At 45.7% G+C, this 24,471-nt stretch carries 9 protein-coding genes; all 9 read right to left on the bottom strand.

Annotated elements, in window-relative coordinates; translation table 11 throughout:
- Positions 1-12 precede the first annotated feature (12 nt).
- The 9 genes from I2F54_RS14610 to I2F54_RS14570 all read right to left on the bottom strand — a co-directional run bounded on the left by I2F54_RS14610 (position 13) and on the right by I2F54_RS14570 (position 24,340).
- A complete protein-coding gene (locus I2F54_RS14610; RefSeq protein WP_195501644.1) occupies positions 13-1,614 on the bottom strand; it encodes a SusD/RagB family nutrient-binding outer membrane lipoprotein in 1,602 nt (533 codons plus the stop codon).
- A gap of 12 nt (positions 1,615-1,626) precedes the next feature.
- Positions 1,627-4,686, bottom strand: a complete 3,060-nt coding sequence (locus I2F54_RS14605) for a SusC/RagA family TonB-linked outer membrane protein (protein ID WP_195501642.1) — start codon at positions 4,684-4,686, stop codon at positions 1,627-1,629.
- A gap of 168 nt (positions 4,687-4,854) precedes the next feature.
- Complete coding sequence (locus I2F54_RS14600) at positions 4,855-7,362, bottom strand: DUF4962 domain-containing protein (protein ID WP_195501641.1); 2,508 nt, start codon at positions 7,360-7,362, stop codon at positions 4,855-4,857.
- Between the two features lie 46 nt (positions 7,363-7,408).
- Positions 7,409-10,090, bottom strand: a complete 2,682-nt coding sequence (locus I2F54_RS14595; protein ID WP_229097211.1) for a glycoside hydrolase family 95 protein — start codon at positions 10,088-10,090, stop codon at positions 7,409-7,411.
- Between the two features lie 227 nt (positions 10,091-10,317).
- Complete coding sequence (locus I2F54_RS14590; RefSeq protein ID WP_195501637.1) at positions 10,318-14,349, bottom strand: hybrid sensor histidine kinase/response regulator transcription factor; 4,032 nt, start codon at positions 14,347-14,349, stop codon at positions 10,318-10,320.
- 36 nt (positions 14,350-14,385) lie between these two features.
- Entirely contained in the window at positions 14,386-18,432 is a 4,047-nt protein-coding gene (locus I2F54_RS14585; protein WP_195501635.1) for a hybrid sensor histidine kinase/response regulator transcription factor, read from the bottom strand.
- Positions 18,433-18,642: 210 nt separating this feature from the next.
- On the bottom strand, positions 18,643-19,863 hold the full coding sequence (locus I2F54_RS14580) for a glycoside hydrolase family 88 protein (protein ID WP_087426230.1): 1,221 nt from the start codon (positions 19,861-19,863) through the stop codon (positions 18,643-18,645).
- 33 nt (positions 19,864-19,896) lie between these two features.
- A complete protein-coding gene (locus tag I2F54_RS14575) occupies positions 19,897-21,306 on the bottom strand; it encodes a sulfatase family protein (protein ID WP_022219549.1) in 1,410 nt (469 codons plus the stop codon).
- A gap of 28 nt (positions 21,307-21,334) precedes the next feature.
- Entirely contained in the window at positions 21,335-24,340 is a 3,006-nt protein-coding gene (locus I2F54_RS14570) for a polysaccharide lyase family 8 super-sandwich domain-containing protein (RefSeq protein ID WP_195501633.1), read from the bottom strand.
- Positions 24,341-24,471: the final 131 nt, after the last annotated feature.

Genomic DNA, 24,471 nt, shown 5'->3' with positions numbered 1-24,471 from the left:
GATTATTTGAAATTATTTATACCGTGCTGTATCCCACCATACACGAACGGAAAGACCATCGCCTTTGCCGCCGTTTAAGGTCGGGTCTGTTGCGTATTCTTTATTATTGCTTAATTCGTTGTCTACGTACCGCAGCTTTTTGATAAATTCATTATTTGCCGGATTAATCGTAGGTTCCAGACTTTGTTTAACAGGATTAAGCTTAGGATATCCGGTACGGCGGAATTCAGCCCATGCCTCTTCTGAATTAGGATATATTCCTATCCATTTCTGTGTGATAATTTTCTCTAATTTTATTTCAAAATCATCAGCGTTGTTCCAAGCTACTTGTCCGGTTGTAATGTACGTGTTGTCATCGGTTGTGGAGTAGGACCCTTCAGGAGCTAATGCTCTCATTTCTTCAAATGAAGCACGGATCCCCTCTTCATAGTTTGCCTGAGCATCTCCTGCCCCTTGCCAACCTCGTAAGGCGGCTTCAGCTTTTAGGAAACATACTTCAGAATAATTCATTAATCCTAATGGGGTAAAGTTGGCGTCTGTATTGGGTTTTGCAACATTAGAACCTTTTGCGGCAGAATTCCAATCGTATCCCCACATATATCCCCAAATACAGGAGTTATGACTATTATCATATTCGGGTAGCGAAAGGTCTGTAACAGGCAGTCCATTGGGTACTCCTCGATATTGTACTGCGTCCGCTTCTCCTTTTACCCACGCTCCGCTTTGAGACAGAATTAAGGTGAGACGCGGATCGGCCACCGTACCATAGCTTGTAAGCATGTCAACCATCGTTTTACTGGCTCGGGATTCATCGACAACCAAACTGCGTAATAACGGGTTTGCCCAGCGATTCGGTTGTGGCGGGGTTACACCGGCATTGTCACTGTTGGAGGCTATAAGGGATTCCTTTAAGGCAGCCTCTCCTTCGGCTTTAGCTTTATCGGGATCAATGAATGAGAGACGCATGGCGGCACGTAAACGTAAGGAGTTGGCTAACTTGATCCATTTGTCTACATCACCTTGGTAAATTAAGTCCTCAGTATTATATTGGAGTTGATTACTCTTTTTCTGTTTTAGTTCTGTGACGGCTTCGGTCAGTTCCTTAAAAACGTCATAATAGATATCTTTCTGGCTATCGTAAGGGATGAGCGTTTCTCCTCTTCCCGCTTTGAAATAGGGAATGTCCCCGAAAGTATCTGTCATCCTTATAGTGCTAATAGCTAAGTTGATACGCATGATTTGATACATGTCGTTGTATTCCGGATGATTTTCTAATGTGGGCTCTATTTCACGGATTCTTTTGACCATTTGTTGGTAATAAGGCGTCCAAAGTCCGCGTTCGGCCCATGAAGTGTTAAATACATAATTGCCAGAGGTGAAAGAGCTGCTTGTATTGGCTAGATATTGGCAATACAGGAAAGAATATAACAGAGCGGCTCTCTGGTAATCGCCATAGACAATGTGGAAACCATGATATTGCATATTGGGCAGTGACAGACTGGGAGATATTTCATTGACTGCCATTGGGTCTTTGTTCATTTCTTCAAATCCGCTTGTACAACTACTGATGGTAATGGCGGAAAGTAGTGTGATTAGAATCTTATGTAATTTCATAATAATATTTATTTAGAATTTTACGTTAAGTGAGAAACCTACTGTTCTTGTTGACGGAAGAGCGGCAAGTTCGAAAGCTTGGAATACGTCTTGGCTGTTTTGTGCAAACTCGGCATTTACGGGAGCGGCCTTGTAAATATTGAATAAGTCACGTCCTACGATAGAAACTTTTACATTGGTTATCGGAGTGTTTCTGAACCAGATTTTTGGCAGTGTATAGCCGATAGAGAGTTCGCGCAGTTTTACGTATGTGGCATCGTGTAAAAACTCTTCTCCTACAGGATAAGTTCCGGCGATAGTAGCATAATATTCTTGAGCAGTTACCTGCTTGGTGTTTTCCAGTCCGGTTGATTCGACAATACCGTTTACTACCATGCCGTCACGTCCACTCAATGTTCTCTTGGAGTTACCGGCACCGGTAGCATAAGCATCGGTCATTGAGAGGAATTGGCCGCCATATCTTACGTCTATAAGAGCGCTGAATACAATGTCTTTCCAAGATAGTGTGGTACCAAAGGAGCCTGTCCATTCAGGCATCATATTACCGATGACCTTTTCGGATTTAGTGTCAATGAGAGGCAGACCGTTGTCTCCTACCAAGATACGTCCATCTTCATTTCTTTTGTATGCAGTGGATACAATATCGCCAAATTTTCCACCTTCATCAATGACAACCTTTCCTACACGTACATTGGTGGTGAGCGGGAATACATAGCGTTTGTTCTTTTCATCCAGTTCTACATTGCGAGTTGTATTTTTACCCCAATTCAAAGTCACGTCCCAACGCCAGTCTTTGGTTTGGATAGGAGTACCGGTTACCATTAATTCCACACCTTTACTTTCCATTTTTCCTGCATTGATTTTCTTGCTGGCATATCCGGAGGAACCGGGAACAGTCATTGACAGAATTTGGTCGGTTGTGGTAGAACGATAATAAGTAAAGTCAATGCCCAGGCGGTTATTGAACATGCGGTAGTCTACACCTACTTCCCATGATAAAGTTTTCTCGGGTTTAAGGTCGGCCAATGGATATGTGTTAGAGCTACTTCCTACTGTATGGTTACCTAACGCTTCCAGAGTATATACGTTATAGAGCGCATAGGGGGCTGTGTCGTTGCCGACCTGTGCAATAGAACCACGTACTTTTAAAAAGTATTCTTTGGGCAGTTCAAATATGTCGGACAGAATTCCGCTTAAACTTGCAGACGGGTAGAAATAAGACCAATTGGATGAAGGCAAGGTGGAAGACCAGTCATTACGCGCTGTAACATCAAGGAAGGCATATCCTTTATATCCCAAAGTAGCATTTCCTAAAACCGAGTTGATGCGTTTCGATGAAAAGTCCTGAATAGCCAGTTTGCTTTCACCGTTACTTAATGCTACAAAATTGGGAATGATTGCTTTACCGCTTTCACCGGCTAAAGATTTAAATTTGTTGTAGTTGGTGGCAATCCCCACATTGGCTGTTAAGGAGAAATCTTTAAATCGTTTGTCAAAGTTCAGCATCAGGTCTGCGTTTAATTCTTCGCTTGCGGTGTTGGTAACGGTCATTAAGTCTTTAGGACTTTCCGCTTTTGCATGATAAGGCATATAGGTTTCTACGTTGTCTGAAATTCTATCCAAACCGATTCGTCCGGTTATTTTCAGCCAATCGGTGATATTACCTACTACGGTTACCTGGCCTTGGAACCTGTCTCTGTTCAATTCGTTTCCATTTCCGTTTGCAATAAGCCCGTATGGATTTCTGTATTCGGTATCTTCTCCATGCCAGTTCACAACATAACCGTCAATACCTACCGGGTTTTGTAAGTCTTGTAAACGGATATTCCGTGGTAAACGGATCAAATGTGACCATACACCGGTATAGAAAGTTTCCGGACGGTTTTTTACTTTTTCACGGAAATAAGATACTTTACCGCCAATGGTCAGATATTTGTTTTTGATTTCCACATTTAAGTTATAATTCTGTTTATTCATGGATTCATTGGGCAGAATACCCTGGTTACGGGTGTCGGTGAAAGAGAAACGCGCATTCATTTTCTCGTTGCCGCCGGTTGCGCTGACTGAGTTTACATAGTTTAAAGCTGTGCGGAAGAAATCATCAATGATGTTTTTCTGAGGTAACATGGCGTATTCTTTGTAGGACTCATCTCCATAAAGTTCTTTACGCCAGTTGGGAATCATTTGTCCTGTCATCTTGGGACCCCATGAACCACTGGCTTCCAGTGCATATTGTCCATTGGTACCCTGGCCATATACATCTTGGAATTCGTACGAGTCGTAGGCTTTACTCATAGAAACGTAGCCATTATATTCCAACTGCAATTTTCCTTCCTTACCCTTTTTGGTAGTGATGACAATTGCACCATTTTGTGCCCTTGAACCATAAAGAGCGGCAGCATTGGCACCTTTTAATACTGAGATACTTTCGATATCATCAGGGTTGATGTCGGCAGCTCCGGAAGAATATGAGAACTGTGTATTGCTGTTGGAATTATCCAGAACAGGTAGTCCGTCAACTACCCAAAGCGGTGTGTTATTACCGCTTAAAGAGTTCAGACCACGGAGCACAATACGAGTTGGCCCACCTACGCCACTACCGGATTGCGATATCTGTACGCCGGCTACCTTACCTTGCAGTAGGTTTGAAACACTGGTAGAACGGTTTTCTGAGAAAACGTCTGTTTTTACCTCTTGCATGGCATATCCTAATGCTTTCTTTTCTCGTTTAATACCTAATGCCGTTACGACGACTTCAGAAAGCATTTCGCTATCTTCTTTTAATGTAATGGAAAACGTGTTTTTTTTGTTGATGCTGACTTCTTGTTTCTCATATCCAATGAATGAGATAATAAGTTTACCATTCTCCGGAGCATCTAATTTGAAAGCTCCGTCAATGTCTGTTATTGTTCCAAGAGTGGTTCCTTCCACTGAAACATTGGCACCAATAATGGATTCTCCGTTTACATCTTTCACTGTACCTGTAATAGTTCTTCGTTGCTCTTGCGCAAAGGCAACGAAACAGATGAAAGACATCATTGTTACAAAAAGTAATCTAATGTGTTTTTTCATACGACTTTGTTTTTAAGTTAAACAATAAGGAATTTAAAGTATTATAATCTGTCTTATATAGACAATCTTGAATAAGTGTGTATGTTGTATATATTTGATATAAATGCAAATGTATTAATATTGCGGTAGATATTATTAAAATATATTAATTATTTGCAACGGTATATGCTATTTTTGTATTCCACCTGTATAGAGTGCAGGCCTGTCTCTCATTTCCCGTATTTCCCACGTCCCATTGAAGCTATCGTATAAGATAGAGGAATCCTTTCTTTTGTTTTCATACACTTTACCGTTTATAACAGGCCTGTTTTTTCCATAGCTGAATGTTGATTGTGTTTTACGGTTCCAAATATACAGACTTGCCGGACGCTTGGTATTCAGCTCCGCTTCAATCTTCCAGTCACCGCATTGAAAACTGTTATTGCCGGAACGTTCTATATTTACAATTCGGTTTTCGTTCGCTTCCACTTGAATAATAGTAAGTATACGATTGGCCTTACCGGGTTCATAACTGGCTGTCAACGACCAGGGAGCGGTAAAGTCTTCACCGCGGACACCTATTTTCCTGTTTGGCTCGGCGATAAACTTATCCGTTTGGCTGATAGTACATTTTTGTTCGCTGAACAAGCGGGCGACAGAAATATATTTGTCTTTTTTGTTACGGGTTGTCAACGTTGATGTTGTTTCGTCTATCTGGAATTTTACCGGACTGTGCAACAGCCAATCCCAACTTACCGCTTTAGTTGCTTCCAATTCGTCGTAGATAACCACGATGTTGGGGTGCAACAGGAAGATATGGCGGCGATACTTCTTCAGGGGAGTTTCTCCGAAACCGTTTTCCCGTGACTGTTCAAGATTGTGGCCGGCAAAGTTCTTTTGCCACATGGGGTATTCACTGATGCCGCAATAAGCGTTGGAAGCATCTCCCAAGGCATAGGAGACATGCTCCCCGTTGAACATGCGTACAATGTTTCCATACGCACGTGTGGTGAACGGTTGTCCGATGCCATCTATTAATAAGGTGTTGTGGGCGCGTGTATGGCGGTAAGACAACAGGTTATGCGGGTCGGAGAAGTTCATATAATGACCTACCGCATGGTAAATGGCTTTTCCGCCATAGTGCAAGTTGAAAGCATTCTGGTTGGAGTGCGTGTGGCTGCCGGAACCGAACGGACTGGAACGGAAGCTGAGACTGATGTTATGTTTATAGTCCTTCAAATCGCTGTTGGCTATCATTTCACCGGTATCTTTGAACCATACGGCTTTGGGAGCATCTGCCGGTAATTCGGTTTGTCGGGGACGTTGTTTGCCGCATGCCATACGGTAGAGGCGCGTTTCTGATTCTGTTTTATAACGGTTGTTGATAGACGAATACCAGGCGGCGTACGGGTCCTCGGTAGTGCGTGCCATGAAATCGGCAAAAGCACTGCGGATGCGCAGGGGCTTGCCGTTATTTTTTTCGTGTCCGTCGCCGAACCCCGCACTCAATGCCCGGGGTTGCCAGCTATACAGCATACCGATGCCGGCATTTTTATACCAGGGATGTTGCATGAAATCTGTTTTTGTCAGATAGCCGAACAGGGTGGGTACATAAGATAGGGTAACGGCATTGGCGCTGAAATAACTTGTTCCGTTATGCCATGAACCGTCGCGGTTGAAACCGGATGCCGGGGCGCGTGCCGTCCAAAGTTCGTAGCTGTATTCCAGATATTCTTTGGCAAGCGGATATTTGCCGTACATCACCAATGCGGCCTGCATGAAGTGGCGGAATGCGAACTGCCAGAAATGATTGTCGAAGATATGGGTTTCTTCATTTTCCAGAATATGGCTCTTATAATAGAGTGACAGTACATCCATAATGATACTTTCTATCTGTTTACGCTCTTGTGAACTGAAGCGGTCGTAACAATTCTCATAGGTACATGCCAATGTGTAAATCAATTCTCCGGCATTGAAATCATTGCCGATAACTTTCTTGTCAGGTTCTACGGCCAACAGGCAGCGTACGTTTTGTACCATTTTTTCTGCGTATATATCCAATTTCAGCATTTGATAGGCAGTATTCAGATTATCACATTCGACCGCCATACGGGTGATTTGTCTGTATGGTTTGGTATCGTTGGCATAGTTTGAACCGAGCGCATTGCGCGAGTCGGTAATCATGTTCTCGAACTCCGGATGTGAACGTACTTTCCTGCGCGCTTTCTCCAGATTGTCGTTCAGGAAACAATAGATGCGGGGATACGCTTGAGGGATGCTACTCAAAAAAACATTGGCTTCAGGTGTTACGAATCGGGGTATGTCACCGGTTACGGTAAAACTGTATGTCTTGCTCCAGGAAAACTCTTTACCTTCTTTGCTTACCGAACGCACACGCCAGTACCATGTACCGTTTTCCAATACTTTGTGCGGATTGAACATACACCAGGGCTTGGGTTGGGACAGCACGGTACTTGCATCCGAGAAGTCTTTGCTTCTTGATAGATTGAATTGCAGGAAATCCGATTGCTTGACGCTTTTTGGAACCAGCAGTGGCGAAGGGTTTATATATAAAGTATGCTCTTGTTGCGGATACGGCGTTTCGCGTTCATTTTCGTGGATACGCTGGATGTTTTCAGCCTGAATAGAAAGTGGTATCAGGCAGAATATCAAGAAGAGTAAGAGTTGTTTTTTCATGTTGGATAGTTATTTGTATAAAAACTGTTTTTATTAGGTTTGTTATTTATTTCTTTTCAACACAGATAGTTGTTGCCTTTCCTTCATTCTTTCTCCGGTCGAGTGATACAATCTTGAAAATCAGAAAATCAGTAGTTTTAAGTTCTGACGAGGTATATTTGTATGACGGTTGCTTCACGCCGGTTGCTATCAGTTCGTAATCGGGATTGTTGCCGCGAGTACGGTATACGGCATAGGCGGCAGCATCTTTGGCAGGTTTCCATTGAAGAGAAACGGTATCTTCGTTGAAACCGGCTGTCAAATCCTGTGGGGCTGCCGTTACAGTGTGTTGCGGCACATTACTTATTGTATATGTTTGGTTGGCTTTTGTCAGGAATGATATTTTGTCCTTACCAAGCGATTTGTATCTTATCATTTTACCGGTGGTATCTTTCAGTTCTGCACATGCAATGCCGGGGTATTTCAAGACACAAGTGTTATTCTGTTTTGACAACACTTTGGCTTCTGTGAGCCGTCCTTCCTTCCAACTGGCGGATACTTCGAAGTTGCCGCGTGCAGTAAGCCCTTTGTATGAACCGTCTTTCCATGCATCGGGTAATGCAGGCAGTATATGTATATATCCTTCATGGCTTTGCAACAACATTTCCGCAATGCCGGCCGTCCCGCCAAAGTTGGCGTCAATTTGAAAAGGTGAACGCAGTACGGCAAGGCAGGTTGCCCAAAGATTTTCGCGAATACCGTTTGTCAGCAAGGCAGCTACGAGATCATGTGCACGGTTACCTTCTTTGGCACGTGCCCAAAGATTTATCTTATGGGCCATAGACCAACCGGTAGAAACATCGCCGCGACGGTTGAGCGTTACTTTAGCGGCATCGAGCCATGCGGGAGTATTCTCATTTATCAGTGTGCCCGGATAAAGACCGATAAGTTGTGATAGGTGACGGTGATGCTGTTCCAGCACGATATCGCCATAGTACTTTTCTTCACGGTATTCTTTTATCTGACCGGAGTACCCTATTTGTACGGGGTCTAAACGCTTACTCTGTTCTTTAAAGAGACGGATATTTTCGTTATGCTCGCCCAACAGGTTTGCGGCACGAATGGCATCTTGATGGTTTTCATATATCATCTGCTGGTCGAAAGCGCAACCGATAGTGGGATAGGGACGGTTAGTGGCTTTAGCATATTGCTCGGGTGAAGCAGAAGGGTTGGCAAGTAAAAGACCGAGCGTATCGGTAGTAACCTTACTCAGAAAATCGGCTACTCCCAGTATGGCAGGATAGGATGTCTCTTTTAGGATTTGTTTGTCATTGGTGAAAGCGTAATAATCCCAAAAAAGTTTTGAGGTGAAAGCTGCCATGCCGGGACCGGAGTGTCCGCCGGGCATTCCTACCATATAGGCTCCCGCTCCTGTACCCATAGTCCAGCCATTGCCACCGGGTTCGTCAGAGAAATGCTGCGGGTGGTGTATTTTGATATACTTTGATGCAAATTGTTCGGCCATAGGTTTATAAGCCTTATGGTAATCGGAATAACTCTCAAACAGTTCGGTCAAATTGGTGTTGAAAGCAGGCCAATAGTTCATTTGTATGTTGATGTTGTGGGTATAGTTACCGTTCCAGGGGGCCAGCTCGTACTGGTTCCATACGCCTTGCAAAGTGGGTGGGAGAGCACCTTTGCGGGCACTGCTGATAAGCAGATAACGTCCGTAATGAAAAAACAACTCTTCCAGATACGTATCTTGCTTTCCGGCCTTGTATGCAGCCAACAGGCGGTCGGTGGGAAGATAGCTTTTGGGGCCGATATTCAGTTGCACCCTTTCGGTAAGCGAGGAGAAGTCGTTAATGTGAGTGGTGCGCAGTTGGCTATATCCTTTCTGGGTGGCTTTTATAAGGCGTTGGGATATTTCTGTGTGCGGATCGGGACATCCTTTCAGCTTTTCGGCAGGTTTATTGGCAAATACTTGAGGCGATAATCGGTAGTTGGTTCCTAAAGCCAAGAGTATAACGGCCGAATCGGCATTCTCCACTCGGATAGTACCATGGTCTGCGTTAGAGTCGTTCCAAGCGGACATACTGCCATTTATGGGAATCACTTTGACTTGCGCTTCATAAATCAGTTTCAGATATTCGGTTTTTCCTCTCAGCGTAATCATGTCATCTTTAGCGAACACCTTACCTTCACGTCCGTTATAGCTGAAGCGGGTTTGCGTGGGACCGCTCAAGTAACCTATGGTCATGGTATCCGTACGTTGCAGAGGTCCGAAAGGTACTAAATGTGCGATTTGCGGGCGAACGGTAAAAGTGAGGCTTCCGGGTTTGTCGGCGGTCAGCTTGATGACCAGTACATTGTCCGGATAACTCATGAAATATTCGCGGTGGTATTTTACGCCTTGGTATTGGTAACTGACTTCGGCGATACCTTTGTTTAAGTTCAGGCTGCGACGGTAATCGCTTCGGAGGTCATGGAAAAAGTCCAGGTATAAATCACCGAATGACGTTTGTGTTTCAGCCCCCCAAAGTCCCCGTATATATAAAGTTTTATCTGTCAGTTGCAATCTTTCGGTACTTGTACCGCCAAAGATACTGGTTCCCATATAACCGTTTCCGATGGGTAGCGACCAACGTTCCCAATCTATATCTATGGGACGTTCCGATTCATTGGCGGGAATCAGGCCGCCTTTGTTGCTTGCAGGTTCGTCGTACCAAAGTTCATAATCGGAGGTCAAACGTTTTATGTTTTCATGTTGTGCCTGTACATTGATTATATAAAAGAGGCATAATAGAACGATTAAGAGTTTCTTCCTGTTTTTCATATATGTATTCTTGCCTTTTTGTTCAAAGCAAATATAGGCAAGCAAATACTTTTCGGCTTATAGTAGCGTGTAATAAAAAGTGAGGCAGGTGCAAACCTGTCTCACTTTTGTCGAATTGTATTTTAATTCTGTCCGAATAGTTACTTTCCGTACTCTGACGGCAGGCAACCGAAGTATTTTTTAAAGCTGGTGGCAAAGTACGATGGGGTATTAAAACCTACCATTCCGCTGATTTCTGCTACTGTGTATCTTCCTTCTTTCAGCAGCTTGCATGCCCGGTTGAAACGTACCTTACGAATGAAGTCATTGGTCGGTTCGCCTGTCAGCGCTTTCATCTTGATATGCAGGTTGGAACGGCTCATGCACATCTCACGGGCAAATTCATCTGTGGAGAACTCTACATTATCTATATTTCGTTCCACTATTTCTATTGCTCTCTTTAATAACTCCTCGTCCAGCGGGTTGAGCGCCACTTTTTCCGGTTCCACTTCCAATGAGTTGGAATAATGCTCAATAGCCCGATACCGGGTACGGAACAGGTTCCTGATTTTCGCAACAATCACTGCCATTGAGAAAGGTTTGGAAATGTAATCGTCCGCACCCACTTGCAAGCCCTCCAATTGCTCTTTCAAATCGGTTTTGGCAGACAGGATAATAATAGGTATATGGCAGGTACGCAGGTTTTGTTTGATTTGTTTGCATAACTGTAAGCCGTCCATAACGGGCATCATGACGTCGGTCAGTATAAGGTCTATCTCTTGTTCTTTCACGATGGATAACGCCTCTTCACCGTTTTCTGCTGTCAGGATGTGATAGCTGTTACCTAACTCTTCGCAGAGGTACTGCCGGATGTCCGTATTATCTTCTACAATCAGGATATTTTCTTTACGTTGCCTGTCTGCTTCCGTTGTTTCCTCTGTCACTTCCTTTACTTCCGTATCGATTACATACATATTCCGGTCGTTGGTGGTATACATTCTCTGTTCTTCTATGGGGTCTGATGCGGATTGCTTCTCTTCCGGAAGATAGGTCGATTCTTCTGTGGGTAGATAGACGGAGAAAGTGCTTCCTGCTCCTTCTTCGCTTTCCAGTTCGATTCGTCCATGGTGTAAGTCTGCAAGTCGCTGTACCAATGATAATCCGATGCCGCTGCCCAAATGCTCATTATCTATTTGATAAAAGCGTTCGAATATTTTTCCCTGTTTGTCGATGGGAATACCGTTTCCTGTATCTTTTACCCGGAGAAGCAGTTCATGGTTCTCTTCCTGCAATGTAACAGTGACGCTTTTGCCCTCACCGGTATATTTGAAGGCGTTGGAAAGCAGGTTGTTTACAATCAGTTCCATATAATCCGGGTCGCAGAGAATCTCGCGTCCCTCGACATTGGAATTGAAGTTATAGGATATTCGCTTGCGTTGCGCCAAACGGTCGTAGAATAAAAAGTTCTTTTCGATAACATCGTGTATCGGGGTGAGTCTTACTTTAAGATTGAACACGCCTAATTCGGCACGCCGATAGTCCATCAGCTGATTCACCAGGTGTAGCAGCCGGTTGGTATTCTTCTGGACATGTTCCAATTGCTTGTGCAGCCATCGGTCGCTTACTCTATCCAGCATTTCCTGTACCGGAGCGAGAATCAGAGTGAGCGGAGTACGCAATTCATGGGAAATGTTGATAAAGAAACGTAGTTTCATTTCATTCATTTCTTTTTGCCGCTCACTGTCCACGCGTTCCATTTGCAGTTTGGCTTCCATACTTTTGCGCATCCAGAAGTAACGGAAGACGAAAATGACGATGGAGATAAAGGCGATGATGAATAACAGGATAGCCCACCATGTTTTATACCAAACGGGCAATACCGTGATTTCCAGTTCTGTCGGTATTTCATTCCATTTCCCGTCGCTGTTGGCTGCTTTTACAAGGAAACGGTAGGTTCCTGCCGGCAGGTTGGAGTAAGATACCGTACGCAAGATATTGGAGTTGTACCACTCTTTGTCATAGCCTTGCAGCATATAGGCAAACGTATTATGATTACCCGATATGTAGTTCGATACCACGAAATCCAGTGAAAACATGGATTGCTTGCTCGATAGTGTGATGCTTTTCGTATCGCTGATGTCTTTCTTCAATATGCCGGTATCGTCATCGGGAAATACCGTTTGATTGAACAGGTGCAATCGGGTGATTACAACCGGTGGAGTGTACGGATTGTCTACTATCTGTTCCGGATGAAATGTAGTGACGCCGTTGATGCCGCCGAAATACATTTGGCCGTCTGACGCTTGGTAGTAGGCATTATTCGTAAATTGGTTGCTTTGAAGCCCGTCATTGTCCGTATAGTTACGGAATTTTTCAGCTTCGGGCTGAAAACAGCTTAGGCCTTTGTTCGTGCTTAGCCACAGTCTGCCGGATGCATCTTCCAAGATTCCGTGTATCACGTTGTTGGGCAGTCCGTCAGCGGTGGTATACTGTTTATACTCCTTTGTGCTGTCGTCAAAACGGTAGAGCCCGTTTCGCGCTCCTATCCAGAAAATTCCGTTCCGTGCTTCGTATATGGCGTTGACTGCCTTGCGCCGTACCGGAAAACTGTCCGGGAGTATAGGGCAGACTAATAGTCCGTTATTGTCTTCCGTGTACACGTTCAGTCCTGTTTCGCTGCCCAGCCAAAGGCGTTGTTTACTGTCACGTAATATGTATGTAAATTGTTCCTGCTCCAAAGGGCGGCCGTTACTTTGGAGAGTTACGCGGGTAAATGTTTTCTGCCGGGTGTCAAAACGTAAAAGAACCGTCATGCCGGTCAGCCATAAGTCACCGTTGGCGGCCGGCCGGATGTCGTATACGTTTCTTGTATTTCTACTGTTAAACGTTTCGATATGGCCGGAATTCCGGTGCAGAATACTGAGCCCGCCGGTATGGGTTCCGATGTAGACCAGATTCTGCGCTTCATCTATATGTATGGCTTTTACGTCATTGGAAGCGAGGCCGTCTTTCTGTGTATAATGTGTGAATTTTTGCGTTTGCGGGTTGTAATAGTTCAGACCGCCGTTATTGGTACCTATCCAGATACCTTTTTGTGCGTCTTCTTTGATACAGCCTATGGTATTGCTGTTTAATGAATTTTCTTTTGCAACGGATTGTATGTTATGAAAGCGGTTCTTCAACGGATGGTAATAGTTTAATCCGCCATAATAGGTTCCTAACCACATTCCTCCTTGAGTGTCCATGAAAATGTCACGGACGGATGTTTGCGAAAGGCTTCCGCTGACCTCTGAATTGCTGGTATAGCTGTTAAAGGAGTCGGTAGCCTCGTTATAGATATTCAGAGAGTTGATAGTGCCTATCCACAAAACATTTTGCGAGTCGAGTATCAGTGAACGGATATAATTGGAACTGATACTTCCTTTCTTTCCGGGGATGTGGGTATAATTGATTGCTTCTTTTGTCCGGGGATTGATTTTGTATAATCCGTTTCCTTCTGTGCCCACCCATAGGCAGACCGGGGATTGCTGTAAAATAGAGAGTATTTGTTTTCCTTTCAGCTTCTCCGGCAGGACATTTTCGAGCGTGTTGCTGGAGATTGAGTAGACGAACATTCCTTCATAACTTCCGATGTATATATTGTCTCCTTGTCTGCTGATAGCGGTAGGTGAGATGGATAGAAGCGAAGGGTGCAGCGGGGTATCGGAAAATCGGCGGGTTCCGGTATCGAACCGCAAAAGATTCTCGTCTTTGCCTGCGAATAGGAGCAACTGATTTTCATTGATTTCCACCATACCGTTGATTGGGGTATTGGCTTTATTCTTCGGGTAGGTGTAATTGTAGAATTTATCTTGTGTTGCGTCATAGAGCGATAAGCCTTCCTGCGTACCTATCCATATATTTCCTTGTGAATCGCTCATGCACGCTCTGGTTATATCGCTTCCGATACTGTATGGATTCTGCTCGTCATGTTGATATACGGTAAAATCATAACCGTCGTACTTGTTCAGACCGTCATGGGTGGCAAACCACATATTGCCCTGTTTATCTTGGGTTATGTCAAAAATAGTATTCTGTGATAACCCTTCATTCACTCCGATATGCACAAAACTGATATGTTCCGCAGGCTGTGCATGAAGCGGTGATAACAATGCAATAATGGTTGTTATAAGGAAGGTGAAGTACTTTGTCATATTTTGTTTTTCTAAGTTTTTTGTATGGATATCTTGTTACGACTTGATATATTCCGAAGGCAGACAGCCGAAATACTTCTTAAAGCTCGTTGAGAAATAAGAAGGAGTATTGAAACCTACCATTGCGCTGATTTCAGCTACTGTATACCGTTCCTCTTTAAGCAGTTTACATGCCCGGTTGAAACGGATTTTACGTATGAAGTCATTTGTCGTGTCTCCGGTGAGCGCCTTTAACTTTAGATGCAGGTTGGAACGGCTCATACATATTTCGCGGGCAAAATCATCGGTGGAGAATTCCACGTCATCCATGTGTTTCTCAACAATGGCTACCGCTTTTTTCAGCAGTTCTTCGTCCATTACGTTGAGCGCCACTTTCTCCGGCTCTACTTCCAAAGAGTTGGAGTAATGCTCGATAGCCCGGTAACGCGTGCGGAACAGGTTTCTGATTTTCGTGGCAATCACCGCCATCGAGAACGGTTTGGGGATATAATCGTCCGCACCTACCTGCAATCCTTCCAGTTGCTCTTTCAAATCCGCTTTGGCGGATAGTATGATGATAGGTATATGACAGGTGCGCAGGTTCTGCTTAATCTGTTTGCACAGTTGCAAGCCGTCCATAACGGGCATCATGACATCCGTAAGAATCAAGTCCGCCTCTTGCTCTTTCATGAGCGCCAATGCTTCCTCTCCGTTACCCGCTTCCGATATGTGGTAACTTTTTCCCAACTCATCACTCAGATATCGACGAATATCGAGATTGTCTTCTACGATGAGTATCTTTTCTTTCCGTGTCCCGTCACTCTCTGCCGTTTCTTCTTTTATTACTTCTTTTTCATCTTCCGTGTCAACGATGTACATATCCTGATTGTTGGTGGTGTACACCTGTTGTTCCCCGATGGCGTTTGTCCGGGTTGCTATTTCTTCCGGTCGATATGCCGTTTCTTCTGTCGGTAGATAAATGGAGAAGGCGCTTCCTTCACCTTCCCGGCTTTCCAGCTCGATTCGTCCGTGATGCAGGTCTACAAGGCGTTGTACCAATGATAAGCCTATTCCGCTTCCCATGTGTTCGTTGTCCGCTTGATAGAAACGTTCGAATATCTTAGCCTGCTTGTCGATGGGTATTCCGTTTCCGGTATCTCTTACTTGCAGCAGCAGTTCCTTACCGGTTTCCCTCAGTACCACTGTAATGCTTTTTCCCTCATCGGTGTATTTGAACGCGTTCGATAGCAGGTTGTTGACAATCAGTTCCAGATAGTTGGGGTCGCAAAGGATTTCTTTTCCCTCTACCTCTGAAGAAAGGTTATAGGCTATTCTTTTTCTTTGAGCCAGCCGGTCGTAGAATAAGAAGTCTTTTTCAATGACTTTGTGAATCGGGTTACGTCTGACCTTGAGATTGAATACTCCCAACTCGGCACGTCGGTAGTCCATCAGCTGATTTACCAGATGCAGCAGCCGGTTGGTGTTTTTTTGTACATGTTCCAGTTGCTTGTGCAGCCATCTGTCACTTACCTTATCCATCATTTCCTGTACGGGGGCGAGTATCAGGGTCAGTGGCGTGCGCAGTTCGTGCGAAATGTTGATGAAGAAACGGAGCTTCATTTCGTTCACTTCTTTCTGTCTCTCTTTGTCCACCCGTTCCATTTGGAGCTCGGCCTGCATACTTTTACGCATCCAGAAGTAGCGGAATATGAATATTGTAACCGCGATGAAAGCCGCGGTGAACATCAGCACGGCCCACCATGTTTTATACCATACCGGTAATACGGTGATTTCCAGTTCGGTCGGTTTCTCGTTCCATTTACCGTCACTGTTGGCGGCCTTCACCAGAAAGCGGTATGTCCCTGCCGGCAGGTTGGAGTAGGACACGGTACGTTGATTGTCTGTGTAATACCATTCTTTGTCATATCCTTGCAGCATATAGGCGAAAGTATTGTGTTGGCCTGATATGTAGTTGGGCGCTACGAAGTCCAGTGAGAACATGGATTGTCTCGCGGTAAGGATTATGCTGCGGGTTTCCCGGATATTGGTTTTCAGTATGCGTGTACCGTCACCCGGTGTAACTTTCTTGTTGAAAAGCCGCAGGTGAGTGATGATGACCGGAGGAGTATACGGATTGTCTACGATTTCTTCCGGTTGAAAGGCCGTGATGCCTTTGATTCCGCCAAAGTACATCTTTCCATTGGCGGTACGGCAGTAGGCGGATGCTGTAAACTGGTTGCTTTGCAATCCGTCGTTGCTTGTGAAATTACGGAACCTTTCAGTCTTGGGCTGGAAACAGCTCAATCCTTTATCCGTGCTTATCCACAGCTTTCCTTCAAAGTCTTCCGATATGCCGAATACGACATTGTTAGGTAACCCTTCTTCAGTAGTGTATTGTTTACTTGTTTTATCCGTTTCATCAAAGCGGTAAATACCGTTACGGGTACCAATCCAAAAGATACCGTTGCTTCCCTCGTATATGCAGTTGATAAAACGATGATTGAGCGGGGAGTCCGAAGACAGTACGGGAATGCTTTGCAATTCGTTTCCGTCTTGTGTATAGACGATGAGGCCTGTCTCGCTTCCGAACCAGAGGCGCTGCTTGCTGTCCTTGAATACGGTGGTGATTCGCGTACTTTTAAACGGTCGGCCGTTCTTTTCGGTAGTAACGGGAGTGAACGTCTTCAGCGCGGGATTAAAACGTACCACCCCTCCCAATGTTCCTACCCAATATTCACCGTTACCGATGGGTACGATGGCATAGATGCTTTTTGTGGCAATGCCCGACGGATACGGGATGGTAAAGGTTTCGATGCGGCCGGTGTTGCGGTGTAACACACTGATTCCGCCGGCATGTACACCGATATAGACTTTGTTCTGTTGCTCATCCACATAGATTGTCTTTACGTCATCAGACCCCAGACCGTCTTTCTGAGTATAGTGGGTAAATGTATTGGTTTTGGAATTATAGAAGTTGACGCCGCCGCTGTTTGTACCGATCCATAAATTACTTTCCTCATCCTCTACTATGCAGTTTATTATGTTGTTGTTTAAGGAATTACGGTTGGGAACAGACTGTATCTTTTGAAAGCGGTTCTTCAACGGGTGGTAATAATTCAGACCGCCGAAAAAGGTTCCCAGCCATACTCCGCCTTGCGAATCGGTGAATATGCTGCGAATGGAAGTCTGCGACAGACTGCCTTTTCTCAGAGGGTTGCTCTTGTATATCGAAAACGAATCGGTTTCCTTTTGATATATGTTGAGAGAATTGATAGTGCCTACCCATAGCCTGTTTTGCGTATCCAACGAAAGCACGCGTATATAGTCTGAACTGATCGGGCGTGTGCTTCCCGGTGTTGCCGTATATTGCTTGACGTCGCCGTTCAGCGGGTTTATGAGGAATAGTCCGTTACCTTCGGTACCTACCCATAACTGGGTGGGAGACTGTTGCAATACGGCGGATATGCGTTTCTCTTTAAAGACCTCAGGTGCGATGCTTCCGATCGTGTTGTCCGGGACGGAGTAAGAAAACAGGCCTTCCCGGCTTCCTATATAGATGTAGTCTCCCTGACGATTGACGGATGTGGGAGTGATGGTAAACAAATCGGGATTTAGCAGGGACTTGGAAAATGATTGCGTGCGGGTGTTGAACAGGATGAGCTCTTCATCCGTATAGATAAGCAACAGTTCCCCGTTGACTGTTACAATCTTATTGACAGGCATGTTTTTACCCTCTTTCGTGTATTGGAAATTTTGGAAACACTCCTTGTCGCTGTCATACAATGAAAGGCCTTCATAAGTTCCGACCCATATTCTGCCTTGGTCGTCAGTCTGTAACGAACGGACGATATCGCAGCCTAAACTTAGCGGGTCTTTTTCATTGTGCTGATATACAGTGAATGTATAACCGTCATATTTGTTCAGTCCGTTATAGGTGGCAAACCACATATTATCGTATTTGTCCTGGGCAATATCGAATACGGTGCTTTGTGACAAGCCTTCGTCCAATCCGATATGGACGAAACTGATCGGTGCGGCAGTCTGTGCGTGAAGCGGATATATGAATAGCCAAAGTAATACGGATAATATGATAGGCTTTGTCATGGTTCATTGATTGATAAGGTTTTGTAACAACAAAGGTACGAAAAAACTCTATATGAACATGCCTGCGCCGAAAAGAATAGTTGCTTTTGGTACTACGCATATTTAGAATTGAACTTTTATCTTTAAGAATTAAAGTTTGGTTCTTATGAATTAAACTTTGATTCTTATAAACTAAACTTTAATTCTAAGTATGCGCAGTAACAAAAACAACTATATCACCTTATACAGCTCTTTCCCATTGATAAGTCGCAGGTATCTCAACAATCCCTCCATGTAGTAATAATCGGCATACGAGAGCGCGCCGTCCAACTCACTGTTACGCAGTAAGTTTCCGGTGGCATGCATCAGGATGAAGTTTTTATGGGTTCCGGGTTTTGCCAGATAGGCGGGAGAAGACAGGCTTTTCAGCTGTTTTTCTCCGGCTTCAAAGTATTTCTTTCCCCGGGCGGAATAAGTGCTGAGTTCCATTAATGCGGAAGCCATAACGGCTGCTGCCGATGCATCGCGCATCTTTGAGCGTTCGGGAGCGGAGTAATCCCAGTAAGGAATCATATCTTCGGGCATGTTGGGGTGACTTAGCAGGAAATCCGCAATCTTTTCTGCGTGTTGCAGATATTTCCGGTCACCTGTTTCGCGATACATCATCGTAAAGCCGTAGAGTCCCCAAGATTGGCCGCGAGACCAGGTGGAGTTCGCCGTGTCGTCCGAACCGTTGTTCCAATCGTACTTGCGCATGGCTCCCGTTTCCGGTTCGTAGTCCACAACATGCGGACAGGACATGTTTTTGCGGTAATGATATTTCATGGTTTTGTCCGCATGGGAGACGGCGATATGCCTGAGTGTGGTATCGCCGGACATTTTGTAGGCTTCCATCAGTAATTCCAGGTTAATCATGTTGTCTATGATGACCGGAAAGAGCCAGTCTCGTTTTACATCCGGTTCCCACGACATGATAAGTCCTGTTTTGTACGAGTAACGTGAGGTCAGCGTTTTGGCAGAACGGAAGATGATGTGGCGGTAGGCCTTGTTTCCGGTCAGCAGATAACCGTTTCCGAAGCATGAATACATTTTGAAACCTATGTCATGGTCGAAAGCATTGTTCTGTTCTCCTTCCATCAAGGCGGTGGCTTTCTCGGCACGCGTTTTCCATGTATCTTCTCCGGTGTAGGTGTACAGATACCATAACGTACCGGGGAAGAAGCCTGCCGTCCAGTCTGTTTTGGGTTGTAATCCCCGTTGGATAGAGCGTGGAAGCAGTCCGGTTTTCATAACTTCGTTGTACATGGCTTCCGATTGTGTTTGCGCCACCGTGAAGGCATTTGCCACCCATGCGGGCACCTCCTTCACCTGAAGAGGGTGCATTTGCCGGGCTGTCAGGATACTTTGGCAACCCAGCAGGGTTAATGCCAATAGCAGTACGGGTCTTTTCATGATACGATTCGTTTTTGTTTATACGAGTGTATTTTATTCAATTATAAGATGTTTCATTTCTTCGTCTATCTCTTTTTGGAACTCTTTGATTCGGGCGTACATCTGCTCTGCGATTTCAGGATGTTGTGCTGCCATATCGTTACTTTCCTTGGGGTCGGCTTCCATGTCGAAGAGGGCAAGGCCGATGTTTCCGCCTTTGGCAATCTGTTCGCCGGGCAGTCCGTCCTTGCCGGGAGTTTTTACGATGCGGTAGCTATGCGGAACTACGCATTTCCATTTTCCGTCGCGCAGAGCTTCCACTACGCCGTTGTATACAAAGTAGAAAGGCCGGTGTCCTGTTTCCTTTCCGGTAAGGATACCCCAAGCGTCTTGTCCGTCGAATTTATTCATGCGGGGCATCTGCGATTGGGTGAGGTTTACCAATGTCGGCGTGATGTCGAGGGCGGAGAGGAACTGGTCGCTCACCTTGCCTGCGGGGATTACGCCCGGCATACGGACTATGAAAGGTACGCGCTGTCCGCCGTCGAAGGTAGTTCCTTTGCCTTCACGCAGTCCGCCGTTGCTGCCGCCGTGATTACCGTAACTCAGCCACGGGCCGTTGTCGGAAGTAAACATGACAATGGTATTTTCGTCCAGCCCGTTGGCTTTCAGGGTTTTCATGATTTCGCCTACGCTCCAGTCTATTTCCATGATTACGTCGGCATAAAGGCCTTCACCGGATTTTCCTTTGAACTTGTCCGATACGCCCAATGGCACGTGAGGCTGGGTATAGGGCAGATAAAGGAAGAACGGTTCCGCTTTGTGGTCGTTGATGAACCGGATGGCACGCTCGGTCAGTCTTGTGGTCATTTGGTTGACGGGAGCGTTGTATTCTATCACACGGTCGTTGTCGTAGAGCGGCAGCGCCGGATAGGCATGGTCGGGTGCCGGGTGGTAAGGCCACATATCATTGGAATAGGGAAGACCGAAGAATTCGGTGAAGCCGTGGCGCAGCGGCAGATATTCAGGCTGATATCCTAAATGCCATTTGCCTACGATTCCTGTGGCGTAGTCGTTCTGTTTCAAATATTCCGCCAGAGTGATTTCACTGCGTTTGATGCCGTTTTCCGAGGTATCGTCTACTACGCCCGGTACTCCTACACGCTCGGCGTAACGTCCGGTGAGCAAGGCGGCACGGGAAGGGGTGGAAGCGGCTGCTCCGGCGTAGAAATTGGTGAAACGGGTTCCTTCGGCAGCCAATCGGTCCAGGTTGGGAGTTTGCAGGTGCGGACTGCCATAACATTTCATGTCGCCGTATCCCTGGTCGTCGGTCAGCAGGATTACGATATTGGGTTGGCGGGCGGATTTGTTATCTGCGTTTCCGCTCTCGGATTGCGTTGTTTTGGAGCCGGTGCAGGATGATAATCCTGCAGCAGCCAAACATACTATGGATAGTTTATTCATTGTGCGTTATTTTAAGTACTTCTTCATGTTACTTTTTGGGGATGTTCACTATTATCGGCGTAGCTGCGTACAAGTCCGATTGATAGTTGTATTTTGCTGCATCGCGGCTGTCCGGCAATTCTACCGTAACCTTGCTGCCTTTGCCTTCTGATGTTACCGTAACGGTTTCGCCTTCGAGCGGGTATACGCCTTTGGTTTGATAGGTATAGGTTCCGGCGGGCAATTTGGCGGATGTGCTGAAAGTCAGAGTTTGTTTCTGCCCGTCCGGCATCGGGTTGTTTACGGACAATACCCATTCCGCTCCATTATCACGCAGCATAATCTGTGCCACATCATTGGAAGTTACCGTGGTTTTGCCTACGGAAATGCTTCCCGGCTTGAAGAAAGCATACTGCCAGGTTTTGTCCGTATCGGAATATACCGCATGTGCGGCACCGTCTTGCATGGTGAATTCCAGGTCTTTCAACAAGGCTTCCACGCGTTCCGGCATTTCTTCCGCACTGACGTTGGGAAGCTGTATGTAACGGTAGGCGTTATCCCCGTTTTGTCCGGGCTGCACTCCATGGCTTACGGCGATAATGAAATTCGGTTTCTTATCGGCTATCGTGCGGTCGGTGATATTTATTTCCTTACCGCTCTTTATTTGTAATGACAGTTGTTTTACCGGTAAGATAACATACCCTTTGCTGCCTTGATGCAGCCAGCATACATCTTTTATTTCCTGTGTGAGGTTTACTGACTGTCCGGGCTCTATGGTTTGTATTTCTTCACCCGCACACCAAGTCAACGGACTGTTCAATGCGGTTTGGTCGATGAAAGTTGTAATCTCATTTCCTTGTCCCGGACGCAGGCGGGCGATATCGCTTCCCAAAGCGATGATTTTGTCCTCGATGAAATGGTAACTCTTGAACGCGGTGGCCGAACTGTATGTTTCTTTCGGCAGATGGTGATAGATACCCATGCCGGCTTTGCCGTCTGCCAGTACACCCGAAATCTTGTTCAGTCCCGGCAGCGATGCCTGCGCGTGTCCCAGCGGCATCGGATCGGTACGCCATTCTTCCGTCAGTCCGGGCAGGGCGTGCCAGTCGAAGTTGCAGATAACCTTGTCGGAATATTCATCTCCTTTTACTTTAACTTGCAAGATGCCATATCCCATGTGCCAAGAGCGGCGGACTTTCTTACTGAAATCCTCGGCGCCTACGGTACGTTCCGATTTCAGCTTCAGCGAAGCGTAAAATGGCATTTCGTTTTCACCGCGGCGGTGTACCAGATATTCGTTTACCCAATAGGCATCCGTACCCGAATATTCAAATGTATTGTCCTTCAGTTGCCGGCAGATTGTGTTCAACTGTTCTACTCCGGCCAGTTTGGAGCCTTTGTTCTGCGCATTGAGCATAGATTTCACCGCCTTGGTATAGGTTTTGGTGGTAAATGCGCGCAGGTCATCCAGGAAGGAACGTCCGGCAACAAGGAAGTCCATTCGCTGCTTGTAGAATAGTTTCGGATATACGTTCAGCAGGCGGTCCAGTTGGAACTGGTAGTATTTATCGGCTATTTTGAATTTCGTGTTCTTGAAATAGCCGTATCCGCTGTTACAGTCCGTCAACCATTCGAAGCCATAGGCTACCATGGCGGCATCGGTCGCATTGCCTATATGGTGGGAGATGGTTCCGTCGGGCTGGAACCCGGACTGTATATATTTGTGGGCTATAATATTATATTTGGTCATCCAGCGGCTGAGGTCCGGTACGATGCCGTGAGGGCTCCAACCCGGTGAGAAACTGAATCCTTTAAATGGCTGGTCGTGGTAGAAATCGCTGTACCAATACTGTACGTAAGTCAAGGGACGGTTGTAGTCTGCCCAGATGATGGGTAACGCCAATAATGTACGTGAACGGTGTCCGAGGTTGGCGTCTGCCCATGCACCGGACGAGTAGATGGTGTCTTGCAATTCGCCCCAGCGTCCATCGGGATTGTCGATGGCGCGGCGGCTTTCTATCTCGGCAAAGAAGATTTGCAGGTAACGTATCAGGGCGTTATGCACTTTCAGACAGGTTTCATCCTGATTGTGCATGCCTTTCAGCAGTTCGGGCATCAGATGGAGTACGGGCACTACCAATGGGTCGGTCAGTGTCCATTGGTGAGTGGGTGTCTGCATACCTGCCATGTTGTGCGCTTGCAGCATGCCGAAACCGTCACCGGTACAATTGCCGATCGGCTTTCCATTTACCATGACTTCGTTTCCCTCTACGGGCACGGAATTGGTATAGGTTAATATTGCCTGATACAAGGTCTCTTTTAACTCATTTCGCTTTTCGGGGTCGCCTTTAGGCCCGTATACCTTGGAAGTGGCGTAGGAATAACCCAGTCCGCCTATCCGGTTGGCGACTTCCGCCCAGTCGTATTCTATGGTTCCGCTCGGCGCATGGTCGTTGGTCGGGTCGAGCTTGGCTACATAGTCTTGCGGACGCCCTTGGTAACATTTCTCCAGTCCGGCAAATTTCCAGCCGTTGTTTTTCAGTTCGTCAATCTTGGCGGCTACTTCTTCATCGGTGTATTTGATACGTCCGTATAGACGTTTGTTCTCAAGTGTTTTCGGGGTATATCGCTTGTTGAACAAACTCCATAAGGTTTCCTTTACAACTTTGACGTTGATATTGAACTTTTTCAGTTGTTTGTCACCGTCCTTCAGGGCAATGGTCAGGCGATGATTGGAAGGGGTACTTCCGGTGTTCTGCCCTTGGGCCACGGTGAGTACGCCCATTATACGTTTAGATAAGTCGTATCGGGTTTCCAGTTTGAACATTTCGTTCTCTTGTTTGAGAATCTCAAAGTGATAACCGGCAGGAATGGGGTTTGTCAGCACATCCTTGTTCCTTTCCAAATGAATACGGCCGATAACTTCCGTTCCTTCCGGGCTGTTTACCGGGATGTCAAAGTAATTGGCAAATACTTTTTCTTCCTTTGGTGCGGCGGATGCCAGAGCCGGGAAGATGAATAATACAATCAATAACTGAAGAATCTTGTCTTTCATGCTGTTTTGGTTTTTATAGTTTCTCTTGCGAAACAAAAGTAACGTATTCACTCGAAACGGGAGTATAATGTTGTTTTTAAGGATAATAATATTCTTCTATTGCATTACAATTGTGTGCGATGAAATTATAA

The sequence above is a fragment of the Bacteroides clarus genome (assembly GCF_015555825.1).
GTDB classification, from domain to species: Bacteria; Bacteroidota; Bacteroidia; order Bacteroidales; family Bacteroidaceae; genus Bacteroides; species Bacteroides clarus.
Note: the sequence above shows the minus strand (reverse complement) of the source record. Positions and strands in the feature narration are given on the sequence as shown.